The sequence below is a fragment of the Streptomyces camelliae genome, assembly GCF_027625935.1.
GTDB lineage: Bacteria > Actinomycetota > Actinomycetes > Streptomycetales > Streptomycetaceae > Streptomyces > Streptomyces camelliae.
On sequence record NZ_CP115300.1, the window covers coordinates 7,311,036 to 7,330,679 of the forward strand.

Genomic DNA, 19,644 nt, shown 5'->3' on the forward strand with positions numbered 1-19,644 from the left:
GCGGCCCCCGGTTCTTATCAAGGTGATCCAGTGACCATGACAGAAAGGGACGGATAACCGGTGTCGACGCCGTTCTATGTCTCACCCCAGCAGGCCATGGCCGACCGGGCCGAGTACGCCCGCAAGGGCATCGCCCGCGGCCGCAGCCTCGTCGTGCTGCAGTACGCCGACGGCATCGTGTTCGTCGGCGAGAACCCGTCCCGCGCGCTGCACAAGTTCAGCGAGATCTACGACCGGATCGGCTTCGCCGCCGCAGGCAAGTACAACGAGTACGAGAACCTGCGCATCGGCGGCGTCCGCTACGCCGACCTGCGCGGCTACACCTACGACCGCGACGACGTCACCGCCCGTGGCCTCGCCAACGTCTACGCCCAGACGCTGGGCACGATCTTCTCCTCGGCCGCCGAGAAGCCGTACGAGGTGGAGCTGATCGTCGCCGAGGTGGGGGAGACCGCCGAGGGCGACCAGATCTACCGGCTGCCGCACGACGGCTCCATCGTGGACGAGCACGGCTCGGTCGCGGTCGGCGGCAACCCGGAGCAGATCAGCACCTATCTGGACCGCGAGCACCGCGACGGCATGACCCTGGCCGAGGCGCTGCAGCTCGCCGTGAAGGCCCTGTCCCGCGACCCCAACGGCACCCAGCGGGAGATCCCCGCCGATCGCCTGGAGGTCGCGGTGCTGGACCGCACACGTCCGCAGAAGCGCAAGTTCAAGCGCATCGTCGGCCGCCAGCTCGCCCGCCTGCTGGAGGCGGACGGCGGGGCCACCGAGGCGGAGACCGCCGAGGAGCCCGAGGAGTCCGGGGAGGAGTAGCCCGCCACCCCCTGCCGCTCAGGTTGTGCCCCGGCCGCAGTCCCGGCCGGGGCACAGCGGTGTCCGGGCGCGGCACATCCGCGCTGAGCCGGACTAGACGCCCGGTGGCGGGGCCGTGGAGGCCCGGACGACCAGCTGGACCGGGATGTCCCCGCCCGCGGGCTCCTCGCCCTCCAGGACCGCCAGCAGGGCCCGCATGCCCCGTTCGCCGAAGAGCTCGGCGTCCAGTCGTACCGTCGTCAGCTCGGGGTCGAGGGCGGTGGCCAGGGCGAGGTCGTCGAGGCCGGTGACCGAGATGTCGTCCGGGATGCGCAGGCCGAGCCGGCGGACGGCCTTGTAGGCGCCGGCGGCCAGCTTGTCGTCGTCGCAGACCACCGCCGTCGGCCGGGGGCCGGGCAGCCGGAGCGCGGCCTCGGTCGCGGCCAGGGCGTCCTCGATGGAGATCGGGGCCCTGGCCGTACGGACCTGGGTGCCCGGCACGGCCGCCATGCGTGCCGCCAGTTCGCGCGCGCGGATCTCGAAGGTCCAGGAGGGCACGTCCGCGGCGAGATGCAGCACTCGGCGGTGGCCGAGGCCCAGCAGATGGTCGGTGACCTGGCGGACGCCGTCGGCGATGTCCAGGTTCACGGTGGCCGCGCCCATGCTGCCCTCCGGGTCGCTGTCCAGCATGACCAGCGGCAGCTGGTCGCCGCGGATCGCGGTGAGCGCGTCGGCGGCCATGGAGGAGGCGATGACACCGTCCAGCGCCGCCTGCGCGGAGGCGAACGGGTCGCGGGCCGGGCCGATGCCCTCGGGGGAGGGATACAGGACGACCCCGAAGCCGTTCTCGGCCGCCACGCGCGCGGCGCCCGTGTAGACGCCCGCGAAGAACTCCGTCGTCAGCGCGGGCACGACCAGCAGGACCGTGCGGGTGCGGCCGAGCCGGAGGTTGCGGGCGGCGAGGTTGGGACGGTAGCCGAGGTCGCGCGCGGCCTCGCGGACCCGCTCGGCGGTGGCCTCGGAGACACGGCCGCGCCACTTGTCGCCCAGCACGAGCGAGACGGCGGCCTGCGAGACCCCGGCCGCCTGGGCGACGTCACGGCTGGTCGGGCGCGTACTGCTGCGTGCCACCGCGGGTGCGCTCCCTTCTTTTTGGGTCGTTCGCCTCCGGGGCGCTCTCAGCCGGTGTCGAGGGCGCGACCGTGCTCAACCCTTCGGGCCTCCGCGCGCTCGCGCCCTCGACACCGGCGCGCCCTCCGGCTCACTCCCGTCGTCTGGACGTCCGAACAGCGCACATGGTACGTATGAAGCAGCAAGTTATACGTAACACGTCGGGCGTCGAGGCGCTCCGCGCGATCTGCTGAGGGGCAGGGCATGGCCACCGGATACCTGGAGATACTCCGGGCGCGGCACGCGCTGCGGCTGCTCACCGGCACCCTGGTGGGCCGGCTGCCCAACGCCACCGCCGCGATCGCCCTGGTGCTGTTCGTCCGCGCCGAGGGCGGCACGTACAGCCTCGCCGGCGCCCTCGCGGCCGTCTACGGCGTCGCCAACGCGGTCGGCCAGCCGGTGCTGGGCCGGCTCGTGGACCTGCACGGCCAGCCGCGCGTCCAGCTGCCCGCCGCCCTCCTCGCCGCCCTCTCCATGACCGTCTTCGCCCTGTCCGGCACCGACCCGCTGCCGCTCGCCTACGCGTCCGTCGCCGTGGCCGGGCTGTTCGCCCCGCCCCTGGAAGGCGGCCTGCGTGCCCTGTGGCCGTCGGTGCTGCGCCGCGAGGAGCAGGTGCACACCGCGTACGCCATGGACGCGATCGCGCAGGAGGTCATGTTCACCGTGGGGCCGCTGCTGGTGACCCTGTGCGTGTCCCTGTGGGACGAGCGCGCCGCCCTGCTCGTGCTGAACCTCCTGGGCGTCCTCGGCGCGCTCTCCGTGGTCGTCTCGCCGCCCTCGCGCGCGTGGCGCTCGGCCCCGCGCGAGGCGCACTGGCTCGGCGCCCTGCGCTCGCCCGGCCTGCTCGCCCTGCTCGGCGCCTTCCTGTTCATCGGCATCGCGCTGGGCTCCATCACGGTCGCGTCGGTGTCGTACGCCGACGGACACGGCGGCGACGCGGTCTACGGCTGGATGATGGCCGGGCTCGGCCTCGGCGCGCTCGCCGGCGGTACGGTCTACGGCGCCCGCCGGTGGGCCGGTGCGCCCGAGCGGCGACTGCGGTTCCTGGTGGCCCTTCTGGCGGTGTGTTACCTGCCGCTCACGCTGGTGCCGGGCGCGCCGGCCATGGTGCTGCTCACGGTCCTGTCCGGAGTGTTCCTCGCACCCTGTATCGCCTGCGCGTTCATCATCGTCGACCGGCACGCGCCGAGCGGGACCGTCACCGAGGCGTTCTCCTGGCTCGTGACGACGTTCACCGTGGGCGCCTCGGTCGGCACGGGCCTCGCGGGACCCGTCGTCCAGGCCGGCGGCACGGTGTGGGGCTTCGCCGTGCCCGGTGTCGCGGGGGCCGTGTCCCTGCTGGTCCTGCTCACCACCGCACGGGTCCTCGCAGCTCCCGCGTGCGGTGAGGTCGTTGCGGCTTCATCGGAAAATGATCCAAATCGTGCTGTCGAACCCCGTTTCAGCTCAGGGGATCGGGCGTAATGTTCAGTCATGGACCGCCGCATTTTCGGGCTGGAGAACGAGTACGGCGTCACGTGCACGTTCAGGGGACAGCGCCGCCTGTCGCCTGACGAGGTGGCGCGGTACCTCTTCCGCCGTGTCGTGTCATGGGGCCGCAGCAGCAATGTCTTTCTGCGAAACGGCGCCCGGCTCTATCTCGACGTGGGCTCACATCCGGAATACGCGACCCCCGAATGTGACAACGTGATCGAACTGGTCACCCACGACAAGGCCGGCGAGCGCATTCTCGAAGGACTCCTGGTGGACGCGGAACGACGCCTGCACGAGGAGGGAATCGCAGGCGACGTCTACCTGTTCAAGAACAACACCGACTCGGCGGGCAACTCCTACGGCTGCCACGAGAACTATCTGGTGGCCCGGCACGGGGAGTTCTCCCGGCTCGCGGACATCCTCATCCCCTTCCTGGTCACCCGGCAGCTGCTGTGCGGCGCCGGCAAGGTGCTCCAGACCCCGCGCGGCGCCGTGTACTGCGTCAGCCAGCGCGCCGAGCACATCTGGGAGGGCGTCTCCTCGGCCACGACCCGCTCGCGGCCCATCATCAACACGCGCGACGAACCGCACGCGGACGCCGAGCGCTACCGCCGGCTGCACGTCATCGTGGGCGACTCGAACATGTCCGAGACGACCATGCTGCTCAAGGTCGGCGCGACCGACCTCGTGCTGCGCATGATCGAGGCGGGCACCGTGATGCGCGACCTGACCCTGGAAAACCCGATCCGGGCGATCCGCGAGGTCAGCCACGACATCACCGGCCGCCGCAAGGTCCGCCTGGCCAGCGGCCGGGAGGCCTCCGCGCTGGAGGTGCAGCGCGAGTACTTCGACAAGGCCGTGGACTTCTGCGACCGCCGCGGCATCCGCACCGGCACCGTCGCCCAGGTCCTGGAGCTGTGGGGCCGCACCCTCGACGCGATCGAGACCGAGGAACTGGACCGCATCGCCACCGAGATCGACTGGGTCATGAAGTACAAGCTCATCGAGCGGTACCGGGCCAAGCACAACATGACCATGTCGCACCCGCGGGTCGCGCAGATAGACCTCGCCTACCACGACATCCACCGCCGCCGCGGCCTGTACTACCTGCTGGAGCGCAAGGGCCAAGCCGCGCGGATCTGCAACGACTTGAAGATCTTCGAGGGCAAGTCGGTTCCCCCGCAGACCACTCGGGCCAGGCTGCGCGGCGACTTCATCCGCCGCGCCCAGGAACAGCGCCGGGACTTCACGGTCGACTGGGTCCACCTCAAGCTCAACGACCAGGCACAACGCACCGTGTTGTGCAAGGACCCGTTCCGTTCCGTGGACGACCGGGTGGAGAAGCTCATCGCCGGAATGTGACGAAGACAAGCGAGTCAAGCGTTTCCGCACCGAATTGCCGGAACGCCACACGGGCGTCGTACGTTTCCCGTACGGCGCCCTTCTCGCGTCGTAGAGTTGCGCGCACGCCAATCCACAAGATCGACCGATTACGAGGCCCTTCCGTGCGCCGACGCTCACTCCTCCTCGCCGCCGTACCCGCGGGACTGGTCACCCTCTCCGCGTGCGGTGACAACAAGTCCGCCTCCAGCAAGGCGAGCGCCTCGCCGACGCCCTCGGTGTCCACGGCACCCCCGCCGAAGATCGTGGAGGGACCGCTGCCGGCGATCACGGCGGGCACGAAGTTCGGCGAGAAGCCGACGGTCGCGAAGGGTACCGGGGAGCCGTCGAAGAACCTCGCGGTCAGGACCGTGATCGCGGGCAGCGGCCGCACGGTCGCCGAGAACGACTTCATCCAGGCCAACTACCTGGGCCAGATCTGGGACACCGCCAAGGTCTTCGACAACTCCTACGACCGCAAGAGCACGCTGGTGATGCAGCTGGCCCAGGGCAGCATCATCGACGGCTGGCGGTACGCGCTCATGGGCAAGAAGACCGGCAGCCGCATCGAGATCGCCGTGCCGCCCACCTGGGGCTACGGCACGTCGGGCAACGCGCAGGCGGGCATCAAGGGCACGGACACGCTGGTCTTCGTGATCGACCTGATCGACTCCTTCAACTCCAAGAGCTCCGCGCACGGCAAGGCGGTCGCGCAGACCGACGCGGCCCTGCCCAAGGTGGCCACCGACACCGACGGCAACGTCCCGAAGGTCACGGTCCCGAAGACCGCCCCGCCGAAGAAGCTCGTGTCCGAGTATGTCCTGGAGGGCGACGGCGCCGAGCTCAAGGCCGACCAGGCGGTCCTGTGCCAGTTCCAGGGCCTGGTCTGGGACAGCGGCAAGACCTTCGAGCGGACGTACGGCTCGGGCCGGCTCGCCCAGTTCTCCCTGCAGCAGATGCAGCAGACGGTCAAGGGCCTGGCACTGGGTCTGACCGGCAAGAAGATCGGCAGCCGGGTGCTGATCGTCGTCCCGCCGGAGCTGGGTTACGGCAACACCCCGCCGAGCGGCGGTGTCATCAAGAAGGGCTCCACCCTCGTGTTCACGGTGGACATCCTCGCGGCGATGTAGCGCCCGGTGCCCGAGGCGGGCGGGACGCCTGTGGAGATGAAAGACTGTCCGCGATTCGTGTCGTACACAAGCAGGAGCTTTTGACGTGAGCATCGACAAGCCCGAGATCGACTTCCCGGAGGGCCCGGCCCCGGCCGACCTTGAGATCAAGGACATCTGGGAGGGCGACGGCGAGGTCGCGCAGGCGGGCCAGACCGTCACCGTGCACTACGTGGGCGTCTCCTACAGCACCGGCGAGGAGTTCGACGCCAGCTGGAACCGGGGCACCCCGTTCCGCTTCCCGCTCGGCGGGGGCCGCGTCATCAAGGGCTGGGACCTGGGCGTCCAGGGCATGAAGGTCGGCGGCCGCCGCCAGCTGACCATCCCCGCCCACCTCGCCTACGGCGACCAGAGCCCGACCCCGGCGATCAAGGCCGGCGAGACGCTGATCTTCGTGGTGGACCTCATCGCCGTCTGATCGGATCCGATCACTCGGGGCCCATGCCTGCCCGGGCATGGGCCCTCGCTTTTGCCACCGCACCGAGGAGCGGTACGGTCATCGGTCGGAAGCATGAAAAGGGGAGGCGAAGGGCGTCGATGGCCATTGCCAAGGCAGAGCGGCTGATGAACCTCGCGCTGTGCCTGCTCGGGGCACGGCGGCCGCTCAGCAAGCGTGAGCTGCGGGACTCCATCGAGGCATACGTCGAGGCCGCCAGGGCGCAGACCGGCGGGGCGGGCAGCGACGACTCCTTCAACCGCATGTTCGAGCGGGACAAGGACGACCTGCGCGAGCTGGGCCTGGTCATCGAGACCGTGGAGAACCTCGACGGCGAGGTCGGCTATCTCGCCCGCCGCGACAGCAACCGCCTGCCGCCCATCACCCTGGACGCCGAGGAGGCCGCGGCGCTCGGACTCGCCGCCAAGGTGTGGCAGCAGGCCCGCCTCGCCGGTGCCGCCAGCGGCGCCCTGCAGAAGCTGCGCGCCGCCGGACTGCCCGAGGACGTCGACCCCTACGAGGCGCATGGCGCCCTGGAACCGCGCATCCCGGTCCACGAGACCGCCTTCGAGCCCCTGATGCTGGCCTGCCGCGACCGCCGCCCGGTCGTCTTCGAGTACCGCAAGGCCTCCGCCGCCCGCCCCGAGCCCCGGCACGTGGAGCCCTGGGCCCTGGAGTGCTGGCGCGGGCACTGGTATCTGGCCGGATTCGACCGCGACCGGGGCGCCGAGCGCGTCTTCCGGCTCTCCCGGATCACCGGCCGGGTCCGCTCGCGCGGCACGGGCTTCACCGCCCCCGTGCCGGACGTCGTCACCGTACGCGAGACCGTGGCGAGCTGGGCCGGGGAGATCGCCGACCGCACGGCGCTGATCCGGCTGCGCTCCGGCTCCGGTTACCCCCTTCGGGCGAAGGCCACCAGCGTCCGGGAACTCGGCGACGGCTGGGACGAGTTGGAGATTCCGTACGGGCACGGTCTGGACGCCTGGCTGGTCGAGTTCGGACCTGACGTGGTGGTCCTGGAGCCGGCCGAGCTGCGCGCGGACGTGGTGGACCGGCTGCGCGCCGTGGCCAAGGGCTGAGGGGGGAGTACAACCATGGCAGGCAAACCGGTCAGGCCCGTGAACGCCATCGACCAGACCCGGCGGATGCTCTCCCTGGTCACGTATCTCAGGGAGCGCCCCGGCGCCCGGATCGCGGACGTCGCCCGCGCCTTCGGCATCACCGAGGACGAGCTGGTCGCCGACCTCGATCTGCTGCCCATGTGCGGCACCAGCTTCCGCGGCGGCGACCTGCTGGACATCGACACCGACGGCGAGCGCATCTGGTGGCACAACCCGGCCGCGCTCGGCGAGGAGGCCGCCGAGCCGCTCCGGCTCGCCGCCGACGAGGCCACCGCGCTGCTCGTGGCCGCCCGCGCGGTCTCCACCCTGCCCGGCCTGCGCGAGAGCGACCGCCAGGCCCTGCTGCGCGCCACCGCCAAGGTGGAGGCCGCGGCCGGCGAGGCCGCCGGGGCCAGCGCCCGGCTGTCGGTGACCTTCGAGTCCGAGGGCGGTGTCTTCGCCGACGTCGACCGGGCCATCTCCGAGCGCCGCCGGCTGTGGATCCGCTACTACTCCCCGGCCCGCGACGAGGTCACCGAGCGCGAGATCGATCCCATCCGCCTGGTCAGCGTGGGACACACCTATGTCGAGGCCTGGTGCCGCCGCTCCGAGGCACGGCGCACCTTCCGGCTCGACCGGGTGGCCGAGATCAGAATCCTGGACGAGCCTTCCGCGCCGCCCGAGATAGAGCTGCGGGACCTCTCCGAGGCCCTGGTGCAGCCAGCCGCCGAGGACCCGGAGGTCGTGGTCGAGGTGGGCCCCGGCGGCCGCTGGGTCGCCGAGTACTACCCGCACGACAGCGCCGATGAGCTTCCCGACGGCGGCCTGCGTATCACTCTGCGCACACCCGACCCGGCCTCCCTGCGCCGACTGGCCCTGCGCCTCGGCGCCGACGGCCGGATCGTCTCCCCGCCGGAGCTGGCCGAAAGCGCCCGGAGGGCGGCCGCCGAGGCGTTGGCGGCGTACGCCGAGTGAGGCAGCGCCCCGAAGGGGCGCGGGGAACTGCGCAGCCAGCCACGATGGCGCCGCAGACGCACGACGGCATACCAAGGCACGACGGCATACCAAAGGCACGACGGCGGGCGAATGACCAGAAGAGAGAGGCGAGGCTGGTGAGCGAGTCTCCGGTGTCCGGGTCCGGTGCGGCTGAGATGACGGTGGCAACCGCCTTCGCCGGGATGAGGAGAGTCGTCCCCGTGATGTTCAAGGCGGGCTGCCCGGACTGCCGAGGCCGCTTCGAGCTGGCCGCGAGCGCACTGCGCCTCGCCATCGGCGCGTCCAGCCGTACGACGTTCTACTCCTTCACCTGCCCCGACTGCGGTGCCGCCGTTCGCAAGCCCGCCGGGGAGCGGATCGTCGAGCTGCTCACCGGCGGTGGGGTCAGGACGCTGCGCCTGCACTCCACCGTCTAGTCTCGACGTCATGTTCTGGCCGATGTTCGCGGTAGCCGTGGGTTTCCTGGGTCTCGCTGTCCTGGGGGTGCTCGCCGTCCGGGTCTTCCTGGAGGCGCGGCGCCTCGGGCAGCAGGTCGCCGATTCCGCGCGCCGTATCAACAGGGCGGCGGAGGATCTGGAGCGGGCGGCCGTCAGCACGGCCCGTGCTGTCGATGCGCTCTGATCACCGCAGGCCGTGCGCTTTGGGTCACTTCGACCTGTCACCTTGCCGGTCCGGCCAGGTACGCTGCTGGTCGCGGCCCGGAAACGAGGCGCGGTCCGCAGAGAGCGGGAGTATGCACGGGGATTGTTCTACGTTCACCCCTGGGCGTTACGATCGCTGCCAGCACGATGGTCAGACACTTGTCCGACCCGTCGGCCATGCCCAGCCGCCCGCCTCAGTGAGAAGGTGAAGACTTATGTTCCGCAACGCACTTGAGCCGTGGCACCTGGTGCTCCTGGTTCTCGTGATCGTCCTCGTGTTCGGCTCCAAGAAGCTTCCGGACATGGCTCGCTCGCTCGGCAAGTCCGCGCGCATCCTGAAGAGCGAGGCCAAGGCGATGAAGGACGACGGCAAGCAGTCCACCGCCTCCGCCCAGCCCGCCGAGGAGCAGTCCCCGGCTCAGCGCACGATCCAGGCCGCGCCCGGCGACGTGACCAGCTCCCGGCCGGTCAACGAGCCGACGGACACGACCACCCAGCGCTGACGCGAGGACCGGGGCATCCGGTCCGCTGCACGAGATGAGGATGTGGGTTGCTCAAGTCTGCCCGCAAGAAGGAGACGGATCCCGAGGGGCGGATGCCTCTCGCGGATCACTTGCGTGAGCTGCGCAACCGGCTCGCGAAGGGTGTCCTGGCGATCCTGATCGTCACGGTCGTGGCCGCCTTCTTCTACAAGGACATCATCAATCTCCTCACCAAGCCGGTGCTGCACTCGGTGGGGTGTTCGCAGTCCTTCGAGGAACTGGCGAAGTCGAAGCAACACGAGACGTGCGCCCGGATCACGATCAACGGTCTGCTGGCGCCCTTCACGCTCGCGCTGAAGGTGTCCCTCATGGCCGGCATCGTGATGGCCGCCCCGGTCTGGCTCTACCAGCTGTGGGCGTTCGTCGCGCCGGGCCTGCACCGTCACGAGAAGAAGTACGCCTACGCGTTCGTCGGCTTCGGCTTCCCCCTCTTCCTCGGCGGCGGCTACCTCGCCTACAACGTGCTGCCCACCACGGCGAAGGTCCTCATCGACTTCACGCCCTCCGGGGTGGACAACCTGCTTCCGCTGGACGACCTGCTCAACCTGGTCACACGCATGGTGGTGGTCTTCGGCCTCGCCTTCGAGATGCCGCTGCTGCTCGTCATGCTCAACCTCACGGGCATCCTGTCCGGCAGGCGGATGCTCGGCTGGTGGCGCGCCATGATCGTCGGCATCACGGCGTTCGCGGCCGTCGCCACGCCCAGCACGGACCCGCTGACGATGCTGGCGCTGGCCGCACCGATCTGGGTCCTCTACTTCATCGCGGTCGGGATCTCGATGTTCAACGACCGGCGCCGGGCACGTCGGGAGGCCGCCGGCCCCGGGGACGACGAAGCCTCCCAGCTCGACCTCACACCCGAAGAGATCGGCGAGGTGGAGGCCGTGAGCGCCAGTGGCGCTCCTGAGCTGCCGGGCACGGACCGGGTCAACGGCTACGACGACGTGACCTGATCCCGCCCCCGTCCTCAGCGCACCGCGCACGCTGCCCCCGTCCGGCCGGACGGGGGCAGCGTCGTGTCGGCGTCGTGGCGCCGGCGTCGTGGTGTCGCGGAGCACACGATCGGGATAATGATCGTCCGGTTGTCAGTGGGGCCCGGTACGCTCGAAAGCACGATGACAGAGGACCTCTCACCGGCCGAGCGGTACGCGGCAGCCCGCAGGCGGGCAGCCGAGCAGGCCACCGCGCTCGCGTCCTTCCGCGAGATGTACGACTTCGGCCTCGACCCCTTCCAGATCGAGGCCTGCGAGGCGCTTGAGGCGGGGAAGGGCGTGCTGGTGGCCGCCCCCACCGGCTCGGGCAAGACGATCGTGGGCGAGTTCGCCGTCCACCTCGCCCTCCGGCAGGGCAAGAAGTGCTTCTACACGACACCCATCAAGGCGCTGTCGAACCAGAAGTACGCCGATCTGTGCCGCCGCTACGGGGACGGCATGGTCGGCCTCCTCACCGGCGACAACAGCATCAACTCGGACGCCCCGGTGGTCGTGATGACCACCGAGGTCCTGCGGAACATGCTGTACGCCGGCTCCCAGACCCTGCTCGGCCTCGGCTACGTGGTCATGGACGAGGTGCACTACCTCTCGGACCGCTTCCGCGGGGCGGTCTGGGAAGAGGTGATCATCCACCTCCCCGAGTCGGTGACCCTGGTGTCACTGTCCGCGACCGTGTCCAACGCCGAGGAGTTCGGTGACTGGCTGGACACCGTCCGCGGCGACACCGAGGTGATCGTCTCCGAGCACCGGCCCGTGCCGCTGTTCCAGCACGTGCTCGCCGGGCGCCGGATGTACGACCTGTTCGAGGAGGGCGAGGGCCACAAGAAGGCCGTCAACCCCGACCTGGCCCGCCTGGCCCGCATGGAGGCCACCAGACCGTCGTACCAGGACCGCCGCCGCGGCCGGGCGATGCGCGAGGCCGACCGGGAGCGGGAGCGCAGACAGCGCTCGCGGGTGTGGACGCCGGGCCGCCCCGAGGTCATCGAGCGGCTGGACTCCGAGGGTCTGCTTCCGGCCATCACCTTCATCTTCAGCCGCGCCGCCTGCGAGGCCGCCGTCCAGCAGTGCCTGTACGCGGGCCTGCGGCTCAACGACGAGGAGGCGCGGGAGCGGGTCCGTGCCCTGGTCGAGGAGCGCACCGCCTCCATCCCGACGGAGGACCTGCACGTCCTCGGGTACTACGAGTGGCTGGAGGGCCTGGAGCGGGGCATCGCCGCGCACCACGCGGGTATGCTGCCGACCTTCAAGGAGGTCGTCGAGGAGCTGTTCGTGCGCGGCCTGGTCAAGGCCGTCTTCGCGACCGAGACCCTCGCCCTCGGCATCAACATGCCCGCCCGCTCGGTGGTGCTGGAGAAGCTCGTCAAGTGGAACGGCGAGCAGCACGCCGACATCACCCCGGGCGAGTACACCCAGCTCACCGGCCGCGCCGGCCGCCGTGGGATCGACATCGAGGGCCACGCCGTCGTGCTGTGGCAGCGCGGGATGAGCCCCGAGCACCTGGCCGGCCTCGCGGGCACGCGTACGTACCCGCTGCGTTCCAGCTTCAAGCCGTCGTACAACATGGCGGTCAACCTGGTCGAGCAGTTCGGCCGGCACCGCTCGCGCGAGCTGCTGGAGACCTCCTTCGCGCAGTTCCAGGCCGACAAGTCGGTCGTCGGGATCTCCCGCCAGGTGCAGCGCAACGAAGAGGGACTCGCGGGCTACAAGGAGTCGATGACCTGCCACCTCGGCGACTTCGAGGAGTACGCGCGGCTGCGTCGCGAGCTGAAGGACCGCGAGACCGAGCTGGCCCGGCAGGGCGCCAACCAGCGCCGTGCCGAGGCCGCCGGCGCCCTGGAGCGGCTGAAGCCGGGCGACGTCATCCACGTGCCCACGGGCAAGTACGCCGGTCTCGCGCTCGTGCTGGACCCGGGTCTGCCGGCCGGCCGCGCCACCGGGCACCGCGGCTTCGACCACCACGACGGCCCGCGCCCGCTGGTGCTGACCGCCGAACGGCAGGTCAAGCGGCTGGCGTCGATGGACTTCCCGGTACCGGTCGAGCCGCTGGACCGGATGCGGATCCCGAAGTCCTTCAACCCGCGCTCGCCGCAGTCCCGTCGGGACCTCGCCTCCGCGCTGCGCACCAAGGCCGGACACATCCCGCCGGAGCGGGCCCGCAAGAAGCGTTCGCAGGCCGCCGACGACCGCGAGATCGCCCGGCTGCGCACGGCGATCCGCGCGCACCCCTGCCACGGCTGCAACGACCGTGAGGACCACGCCCGTTGGGCGGAGCGGTACCACCGGCTGCTGCGTGACACCTCGCAGCTGGAGCGCCGGATCGAGGGACGTACGAACACCATCGCGCGGACCTTCGACCGGATCGTGGCCCTGCTGACCGAGCTGGACTATCTGCGCGGCGACGAGGTCACCGAGCACGGCAAGCGGCTCGCCCGGCTGTACGGCGAACTCGACCTGCTGGCCAGCGAGTGCCTGCGCGAGGGCGTCTGGGAGGGTCTCGGCCCGGCCGAACTCGCCGCGTGTGTCTCGGCGTTGGTGTACGAGGCCCGGGTCGGCGACGACGCGCTCGCCCCCAAGCTGCCCTCCGGCAAGGCGAAGGCGGCGCTGGGCGAGATGGTCCGGATCTGGGGCCGGCTCGACGGTCTGGAGGAGGAGTTCCGGATCAGCCAGACCGAGGGCGTCGGCCAGCGCGAGCCGGATCTCGGCTTCGCCTGGGCCGCGTACATGTGGGCCTCCGGGAAGGGGCTCGACGAGGTGCTGCGCGAGGCGGAGATGCCGGCCGGCGACTTCGTGCGGTGGTGCAAACAGGTGATCGACGTGCTGGGGCAGATCTCCGCGGCGGCTCCTGTGGAGGGCTCGACCGTGGCCAAGGCCGCCCGTAAGGCCGTGGATCAGGTGCTGCGGGGTGTCGTCGCCTACTCGTCCGTGGGCTGAACCCGTCCCGCTCGCTGTCTGAAGAGGTCGTCTGAAGGGGTCGCATCCGCGGCCCCTTTCACTCATTACGGTGAGTTGCTTTCGCATGCCCGCATGCGACTACGCAATGTGTTCGAATGGAAGCTCAGCGTGTAAATGGGGTCGAGCGTACTCCTGTTGCGGGGGCGATTTCAGGTGCTTGCCGAATATGACACGGCGATGATCCGGTCGGACTAAGCTCGCCCGCGGCGCACCGAGTTGAGGTGAATTCGTGCGCCTGTTCCCAAACATGCGATAGATCCCGACAGTTCTATGAACCTTCCCCCCACAAGCACCCCCGACACCCAGCCGATTCGTCTCAGAAGGCATCCATGGTGAGTGTTCAGAAGCCTCCCGGTCGCCGTGAACGTCCCTATGCGCGCGTGCTGTTGCCGCCGGCCATATTGATGGCAGCCGCGACCGGCGGGGCCATCGCCCTGGCGCCGGCCTCCGCCCGGATCGTCGTCGGCGCGGTCGGGGCCCTGGCCCTGCTCCTGGTCCTCGCCATGGGCGGAGAGGCCGCCCGCCGCGGCCGCAGGCTGCGCGAGGAACAGACCGAGCACGCCCGTCACGCCGCGTATCTGGAACACCGGATCGCCGCCCAGGACGAGCTGATCCACAAGTTCGCCACGGACATCATCCCCACAGGTCTGCTGCGACTGCGCGCCGGCCAGTACATCAGGGACGTACTGATCGACGTCTACGACGCCGATCCCGAACTGCGGGCCCTGCCCGACATCTACCGCGAGCTGTTCCATGTCGCGCTGCGCGGCGCCGACCGTGAGATCTCGATGCGTGACGCCACCGAGCGCTCCTTCGTGACCATCGCCCGCCGCGTCCAGGCCATCGTCCACCAGCAGGCCAAGGAACTCCGGGAGATGGAGGAGGACCACGGCCGCAGCCCCGAGGTCTTCGACGACCTGCTGCGCATCGACCACGGCACCTCGCTGATCGGCCGCCTCGCCGACACCATCTCCGTCCTCGGCGGCGGCCGGCCGGGCCGCCAGTGGCCCCTGCCGGTCTCCCTCTACAGCACGCTGCGCGGCGCCATGTCGCGCATCCTGGAGTACCGCCGCATCCAGCTGAACTCCATCGTCAACATCAACATCAAGGGCACGGCGGTCGAGCCGGTCATCCACGCCGCCGCCGAACTCCTCGACAACGCCACCCGCTACTCGCCGCCCACCACCAAGGTGCACGTCACCGCCACCGAGGTGCAGACCGGCATCGTCATCGAGATCGAGGACGCCGGCGTCAGCCTCAACGAGGAGTCCCGCGCCCGCGTCGAGCGGATGATCGAGGACGCCAAGAACGGCGACGACGCCCACAACCTGGGCGAGAACCCGCGCCTCGGCCTCGCCGTGGTGGGCCGCCTGTGCAAGATGTTCGACATGGAGGTCTCGCTGCGGGCCTCCGCGTACGGCGGTGTCCGCGCGATCCTCGTCGTGCCGCGCGTCATGACGACCACCGAGCCCGGCGTGGGCGCCGCCCACGGCATCGGTGCCACCGGCATCCCCATGAAGGAACTCGGCGCCGTGGAGGGCCCGAAGCGCCGCCCCAAGAGGCGCCGCCCCACCAGCCCCAAGATCCCTGCCGGCATCTCCATGGAGGACGACGTCCCCATCGTCACCGAGTGGACGGCAGGCGGTCTGCCGCAGCGCCGCAGCAAGGTGAAGACCCCGCTCAGCCAGCGCTACGCGGAGCAGGCCGAGATCGAGCGCGCCGAGCGCGAGGGCAGGCCGACCATCTGGTCGCAGCACAAGCCCGAACCGGAGCCCGAGCTGGACCCCGAGATCAAGAAGCTCCGGGAACGGCCGATCGGTCAGGGCATCGAGGACTTCTGGAACGGCCTGCGCGAGGGCATGCCCGAGGGCGCCACCGGGCCCGAACTGACCGACTTCACAAGGCACCCGGAAAAGTACGTGCACCTGCTCAAAGACTACCCGGACGAGCCCGTCGAGGGCGCCACCGAGGCCGACGACGAGGGGGACCTCAAGTGATCCAGCAGCGCGGCAACATCGACTGGATGCTCAAGCAACTCAACGACGGCGTGCCGGGCATCGAGATGATCGTGGTCCTCTCCGCCGACGGACTGCGCATCGCCCGCTACGGCGGCGACCCCGACGCCGCCGACCGGGTGGCCGCCGCCTGCGCGGGCGTGCAGAGCCTGGCCGGCGCCATCATCCAGGAGCTCCCGGGCGCCGGTGACATGCAGGTCGTCGTCTTCGAGATCGACGGCGGCTACTTCTACCTGATGAACGCCGGTGACAACGCCTTCCTCGCCGTACTCGCCGACGTGACCTGCGAGCCCGGCCGGATGAGCGGCATGATGCGCGACCTCGTCGTGCGGATCGGTGCCCACCTCACCAGTCCGCCCCGGCGGAACGGGCAGACCGTATGACTCCTCCACGACGCAAACGGCGCCAGCCGCTCCCGCCGCCCCCTTCGCTGCCGAAGCCGTCCGCGCCCAAGACGGCGGACGGCCAGGCCGAGCCCAAGAACCCCGAACGGCTCTACGCCTTCGCCGAATCCGAGGACGGCGCACGCGCCGAACTCGACCTCGTGACGTTAATCGTGGCGCGCTCCGCACCCCAGCCGGACGCCTCGCCGGAGCACTCGGCGGTGCTGCGGCTGTGTGCCGCCCCCCTGTCCGTCGCCGAGCTGTCGGCCTATCTGAGCCTGCCGTTCAGCGCGATGACCGTACTGATCACCGACATGATCACGACGGGACTGGTGCAGGCGCGCGCCCCGATCGTCCGCCAGGCGCTCCCCGACCGTTCACTCCTCGAAGCGGTGATGCATGGACTTCAACGGCTCTGACACGATCCCCGGACCGCGCACGGAGGATCATCTGCCGCACACGGCGCAGTCCGCGGTCAAGATCGTGATCGTGGGCGGCTTCGGTGTCGGCAAGACCACCATGGTCGGCTCGGTCAGCGACATCAGGCCGCTGACCACCGAGGAGACCATGACCCAGGCCGGTATCGGCGTGGACGACAACTACGGCTCCGAATCGAAGACGGCCACCACCGTGGCCATGGACTTCGGCCGCATCAGCATCACCGACAAGCTGGTGCTCTATCTGTTCGGCACCCCCGGCCAGGAACGCTTCTGGTTCCTGTGGAACGGCCTGTTCGAAGGCGCGCTCGGCGCGGTCGTCCTCGTCGACACCCGGCGGCTGGAGGTCAGCTTCGACGTCATGGGCCGGCTGGAGGAGCGCGGTGTGCCCTTCGTCGTCGCCGTCAATACCTTCCCGGACGCGCCCCGTTACCCGGTCGAGGAACTGCGCACCGCGCTGGACCTGACCCCGGAGATCCCGATCGTCGAGTGCGACGTACGGCGCCGGGCGTCCAGCAAGGACGTGCTGCTGACCCTGATGCGCTTCCTGCATTCCATCGCCCTGTCCGGCGCCCTCACCTGACCCCCACCGACCGACCCCCGCATCTTTTCGTTCCGGAGCGACACCGTGACGTCTGAACCCCGATCCCTGACCGACACCGACACCGACCCTGTCTCCGGCCCGCCGCCGGGCTGCCCCGCGCACGGCCTCGGCCCCGGCGGACTGCGCCGGCTCTACGGCCCCGACGCCGAGGACCTGGGCGTCCTCTACGAGAGCCTGCGGGAGGAACACGGCTCCGTGGCCCCCGCGCTGCTCCACGACGACGTGCCGATGTGGGTGGTCCTCGGGCACGCCGAGAACATCCACATGGTCCGCAGCTCCTCCGTGTACACCCGCGACAGCCGGATCTGGACCCCGCTGCTGGACGGCACCGTCAAGCCCGACCACCCGCTCATGCCGCACATCGCCTGGCAGCCGATCTGCTCGCACGCCGAGGGCGACGAGCACCAGCGGCTGCGCGCGGCGGTCACCGCGGCCATGGACACCATCGACCACCGCAGCATGCGCCGGCACATCGGCCGCTACACCCAGAGCCTGGTCAACCGGTTCTGCGAACGGGGCCGGGCCGATCTGGTCTCCCAGTTCGCCGAGCATCTGCCGATGGCCGTCATGTGCCAGATCCTCGGCATGCCCGAGGAGTACGACGACCGGATGGTCCAGGCCGCCCGGGACGCCCTCAAGGGCACCGAGACCGCCATCCAGAGCCACACCTATGTGATGGAGGCGCTGAGCCGGCTCACCACCCGGCGCCGTGCCCTGCCCGACGACGACTTCACCAGTCACCTCGTCACCCACCCGGCCGGGCTCACCGACGACGAGGTCCGCGAGCACCTGCGGCTCGTCCTCTTCGCGGCCTACGAGGCCACCGCGAACCTGCTTGCCAACGCGCTGCGCATGGTCCTCACCGAGCCGGGCTTCCGCGCCCAGCTCAGCGGCGGCCAGATGACGGTGCCGGAGGCGATCGAGCAGTCCCTGTGGGACGAGCCGCCGTTCAGCACCGTCTTCGGCTACTACGCCAAGCAGGACACCGAGCTGGGCGGGCAGCGCATCCGCAAGGGCGACGGCCTGCTCTTCGCGCCTGCGCCGGGCAACCTCGACCCGCGGATCCGCCCGGACCTGTCCGCGAGCATGCAGGGCAACCGCTCGCATCTCGCCTTCGGCGGCGGCCCGCACGAGTGCCCCGGCCAGGACATCGGCCGTGCCATCGCCGACGTCGGTGTCGACGCGCTGCTGATGCGACTGCCCGACGTCCAGCTCGACTGCCCGGAGGAGGACCTGCGCTGGCGCTCGTCCATCGCCTCCCGGCATCTGGTGGCGCTGCCGGTGCGCTTCGAGCCGAAGCCGCAGCAGGACGTCGACGTCGCGCCGCGCCATGGGGCCCCGCCGGTTCAGCAGTCCGGTTGGCCGACTGGTACTCGGCGTTCGGACCCGACTCCGACGGCCGAACCCCGGCCCGCAGTGCCGCCCATGCCGGTGCCGATGCCTGCGGCGCCTGAGCCGGTTCGGGGGCCGGGGGTTTGGCGGCGGTTGATGCGGTGGTGGCGGGGGGAGTAGCGCGTTCCGGGGGCGCGTTCCGGGGCGCCACGATGGGGTCGTCTGGCGGCTGCGGGTTCGTTATGGCTGGTCGCGCCGTCCCTCGCGCCCCTTCGGGGCGCTCCCCCTAGCCCCGCTGCGAAGCCCAGGTGTGGAGCACTCGCTCACTGACCAACCTGTGCTCCACCCCCGTGACCGGGTCCGTGAACTCCAGCCGCCGGGCGAGCAGTTGGAGCGGTTGCCGGAAGTCGTCGGCCGGTACCGGGGCGGTTACCACCGGGTACAGGGGATCGCCGAGGATGGGTACGCCGAGCGCGTTCAGGTGCACCCGGAGCTGATGGGTCTGCCCGGTCGCCGGTACCAGCCGGTACCGGGCCAACCCGCCCTGGTGCCCGGCCAGTTCCACATAGGTCTCGGCGTTCGGCTCGCCCTCGACCTCGCGGGCCGCCAGCACCCCGCGCTCCTTCACGATCCGGCTGCGCACGGTGCGGGGCAAGGTCAGCGCGGGGTCGTACGGCGCGACGGCCTCGTACTCCTTGCGTACCCGCCGGTCCCGGAACAGGTTCTGGTACGCGCCGCGCTCCTCGGGCCGTACGGTGAACAGCACCAGCCCCGCCGTCAGCCGGTCCAGGCGATGCGCGGCGCTCAGGGCCGGAAGGTCCAGCTCGCGGCGCAGCCGGGCCAGCGCGGTCTCGGTGACATGCCCGCCGCGCGGTGTCGTGGCGAGGAAGTGCGGCTTGTCGGCCACGACGATGTGCGCGTCCCGGTACACCACCTCCACCGGGAACGGCACCGGCACCTCGGCGGGCAGCTCGCGGTGGAACCACACGTACATGCCCGGCTCGTACGGCGCGTCCGGCGCCACCGCCCGCCCGTCGGCGCCGACGATCAGCCCGGCGGCGAACATGCCCTCGACCGTCCCGGGCCCGGCCCCCGTGAGCCGCTCCACCAGATGCTCCCGGACGGTGGCCCACGCCCCGTCGTGGGGCAGCCGGACCCGTACGGGATCCACCCCGTCGCGCTGGGGGAGCGGGGCGGGCGGGGGCGGGGTACGGCGTCTCATCGAGG

General features: G+C 70.6%; 19 protein-coding genes. 17 read left to right on the forward strand and 2 right to left on the reverse strand.

All coding sequences use genetic code 11. The annotated features are described in order from the left end of the window. Positions 1 to 60: 60 nt before the first annotated feature. On the forward strand, positions 61 to 816 hold the full coding sequence (prcA, locus tag O1G22_RS33480; protein ID WP_225098286.1) for a proteasome subunit alpha: 756 nt from the start codon (positions 61 to 63) through the stop codon (positions 814 to 816). Positions 817 to 909: 93 nt separating this feature from the next. Here the strand turns inward: prcA and O1G22_RS33485 are convergent, their stop codons facing one another. Continuing rightward, positions 910 to 1,926 carry a LacI family DNA-binding transcriptional regulator gene (locus tag O1G22_RS33485; protein WP_270084728.1) on the reverse strand — a complete coding sequence of 339 codons (1,017 nt, stop codon included), beginning with the start codon at positions 1,924 to 1,926 and terminating at the stop codon, positions 910 to 912. A 243-nt stretch (positions 1,927 to 2,169) separates the two neighbouring features. Between O1G22_RS33485 and O1G22_RS33490 the strand changes: the two genes are divergently transcribed. The 16 genes from O1G22_RS33490 (at position 2,170) to O1G22_RS33565 (ending at position 18,597) form a co-directional block, all read left to right on the forward strand. Further along, a complete protein-coding gene (locus O1G22_RS33490; RefSeq protein ID WP_270084729.1) occupies positions 2,170 to 3,429 on the forward strand; it encodes an MFS transporter in 1,260 nt (419 codons plus the stop codon). A gap of 9 nt (positions 3,430 to 3,438) precedes the next feature. Next, positions 3,439 to 4,800, forward strand: a complete 1,362-nt coding sequence (gene pafA / locus O1G22_RS33495) for a Pup--protein ligase (RefSeq protein WP_270084730.1) — start codon at positions 3,439 to 3,441, stop codon at positions 4,798 to 4,800. A 143-nt stretch (positions 4,801 to 4,943) separates the two neighbouring features. Beyond that, positions 4,944 to 5,948, forward strand: coding sequence for an FKBP-type peptidyl-prolyl cis-trans isomerase (locus tag O1G22_RS33500; protein ID WP_270084731.1), 1,005 nt, complete (start codon positions 4,944 to 4,946; stop codon positions 5,946 to 5,948). A gap of 85 nt (positions 5,949 to 6,033) precedes the next feature. After that, entirely contained in the window at positions 6,034 to 6,405 is a 372-nt protein-coding gene (locus O1G22_RS33505) for an FKBP-type peptidyl-prolyl cis-trans isomerase (RefSeq protein WP_270084732.1), read from the forward strand. 119 nt (positions 6,406 to 6,524) lie between these two features. Continuing rightward, positions 6,525 to 7,502: a helix-turn-helix transcriptional regulator gene (locus O1G22_RS33510; protein WP_270084733.1), complete on the forward strand. Its 978-nt coding sequence runs from the start codon at positions 6,525 to 6,527 to the stop codon at positions 7,500 to 7,502. Positions 7,503 to 7,517: 15 nt separating this feature from the next. Beyond that, positions 7,518 to 8,498 (forward strand): helix-turn-helix transcriptional regulator, encoded by a 981-nt coding sequence (locus O1G22_RS33515; RefSeq protein ID WP_270084734.1) that lies wholly within the window; start codon positions 7,518 to 7,520, stop codon positions 8,496 to 8,498. 176 nt (positions 8,499 to 8,674) lie between these two features. Further along, positions 8,675 to 8,935, forward strand: a complete 261-nt coding sequence (locus tag O1G22_RS33520; protein WP_225098442.1) for a hypothetical protein — start codon at positions 8,675 to 8,677, stop codon at positions 8,933 to 8,935. Positions 8,936 to 8,945: 10 nt separating this feature from the next. Beyond that, entirely contained in the window at positions 8,946 to 9,140 is a 195-nt protein-coding gene (locus O1G22_RS33525) for a hypothetical protein (RefSeq protein ID WP_225098277.1), read from the forward strand. A gap of 235 nt (positions 9,141 to 9,375) precedes the next feature. After that, positions 9,376 to 9,663 (forward strand): Sec-independent protein translocase subunit TatA, encoded by a 288-nt coding sequence (gene tatA, locus O1G22_RS33530; protein ID WP_225098276.1) that lies wholly within the window; start codon positions 9,376 to 9,378, stop codon positions 9,661 to 9,663. A 47-nt stretch (positions 9,664 to 9,710) separates the two neighbouring features. Next, positions 9,711 to 10,655, forward strand: coding sequence for a twin-arginine translocase subunit TatC (gene tatC / locus O1G22_RS33535; RefSeq protein WP_270084735.1), 945 nt, complete (start codon positions 9,711 to 9,713; stop codon positions 10,653 to 10,655). A gap of 117 nt (positions 10,656 to 10,772) precedes the next feature. After that, positions 10,773 to 13,625 (forward strand): DEAD/DEAH box helicase, encoded by a 2,853-nt coding sequence (locus tag O1G22_RS33540; RefSeq protein WP_270084736.1) that lies wholly within the window; start codon positions 10,773 to 10,775, stop codon positions 13,623 to 13,625. Between the two features lie 350 nt (positions 13,626 to 13,975). Beyond that, the gene (locus O1G22_RS33545; RefSeq protein WP_270084737.1) at positions 13,976 to 15,643 is read left to right on the forward strand and encodes a sensor histidine kinase; all 1,668 of its coding nucleotides are present in this window, start codon (positions 13,976 to 13,978) and stop codon (positions 15,641 to 15,643) included. Then, complete coding sequence (locus O1G22_RS33550; RefSeq protein WP_067134384.1) at positions 15,640 to 16,044, forward strand: roadblock/LC7 domain-containing protein; 405 nt, start codon at positions 15,640 to 15,642, stop codon at positions 16,042 to 16,044. The genes O1G22_RS33545 and O1G22_RS33550 overlap by 4 nt, the downstream gene beginning before the upstream one ends. Further along, positions 16,041 to 16,463, forward strand: coding sequence for a DUF742 domain-containing protein (locus O1G22_RS33555; protein WP_270084738.1), 423 nt, complete (start codon positions 16,041 to 16,043; stop codon positions 16,461 to 16,463). The genes O1G22_RS33550 and O1G22_RS33555 overlap by 4 nt, the downstream gene beginning before the upstream one ends. Next, complete coding sequence (locus O1G22_RS33560; protein ID WP_270084739.1) at positions 16,444 to 17,064, forward strand: GTP-binding protein; 621 nt, start codon at positions 16,444 to 16,446, stop codon at positions 17,062 to 17,064. Before O1G22_RS33555 ends, O1G22_RS33560 begins: the two co-directional genes overlap by 20 nt. A gap of 45 nt (positions 17,065 to 17,109) precedes the next feature. Next, positions 17,110 to 18,597 carry a cytochrome P450 gene (locus O1G22_RS33565; protein WP_270084740.1) on the forward strand — a complete coding sequence of 496 codons (1,488 nt, stop codon included), beginning with the start codon at positions 17,110 to 17,112 and terminating at the stop codon, positions 18,595 to 18,597. Between the two features lie 106 nt (positions 18,598 to 18,703). Here the strand turns inward: O1G22_RS33565 and O1G22_RS33570 are convergent, their stop codons facing one another. Next, positions 18,704 to 19,639, reverse strand: a complete 936-nt coding sequence (locus tag O1G22_RS33570) for a pseudouridine synthase (RefSeq protein WP_270084741.1) — start codon at positions 19,637 to 19,639, stop codon at positions 18,704 to 18,706. Positions 19,640 to 19,644: the final 5 nt, after the last annotated feature.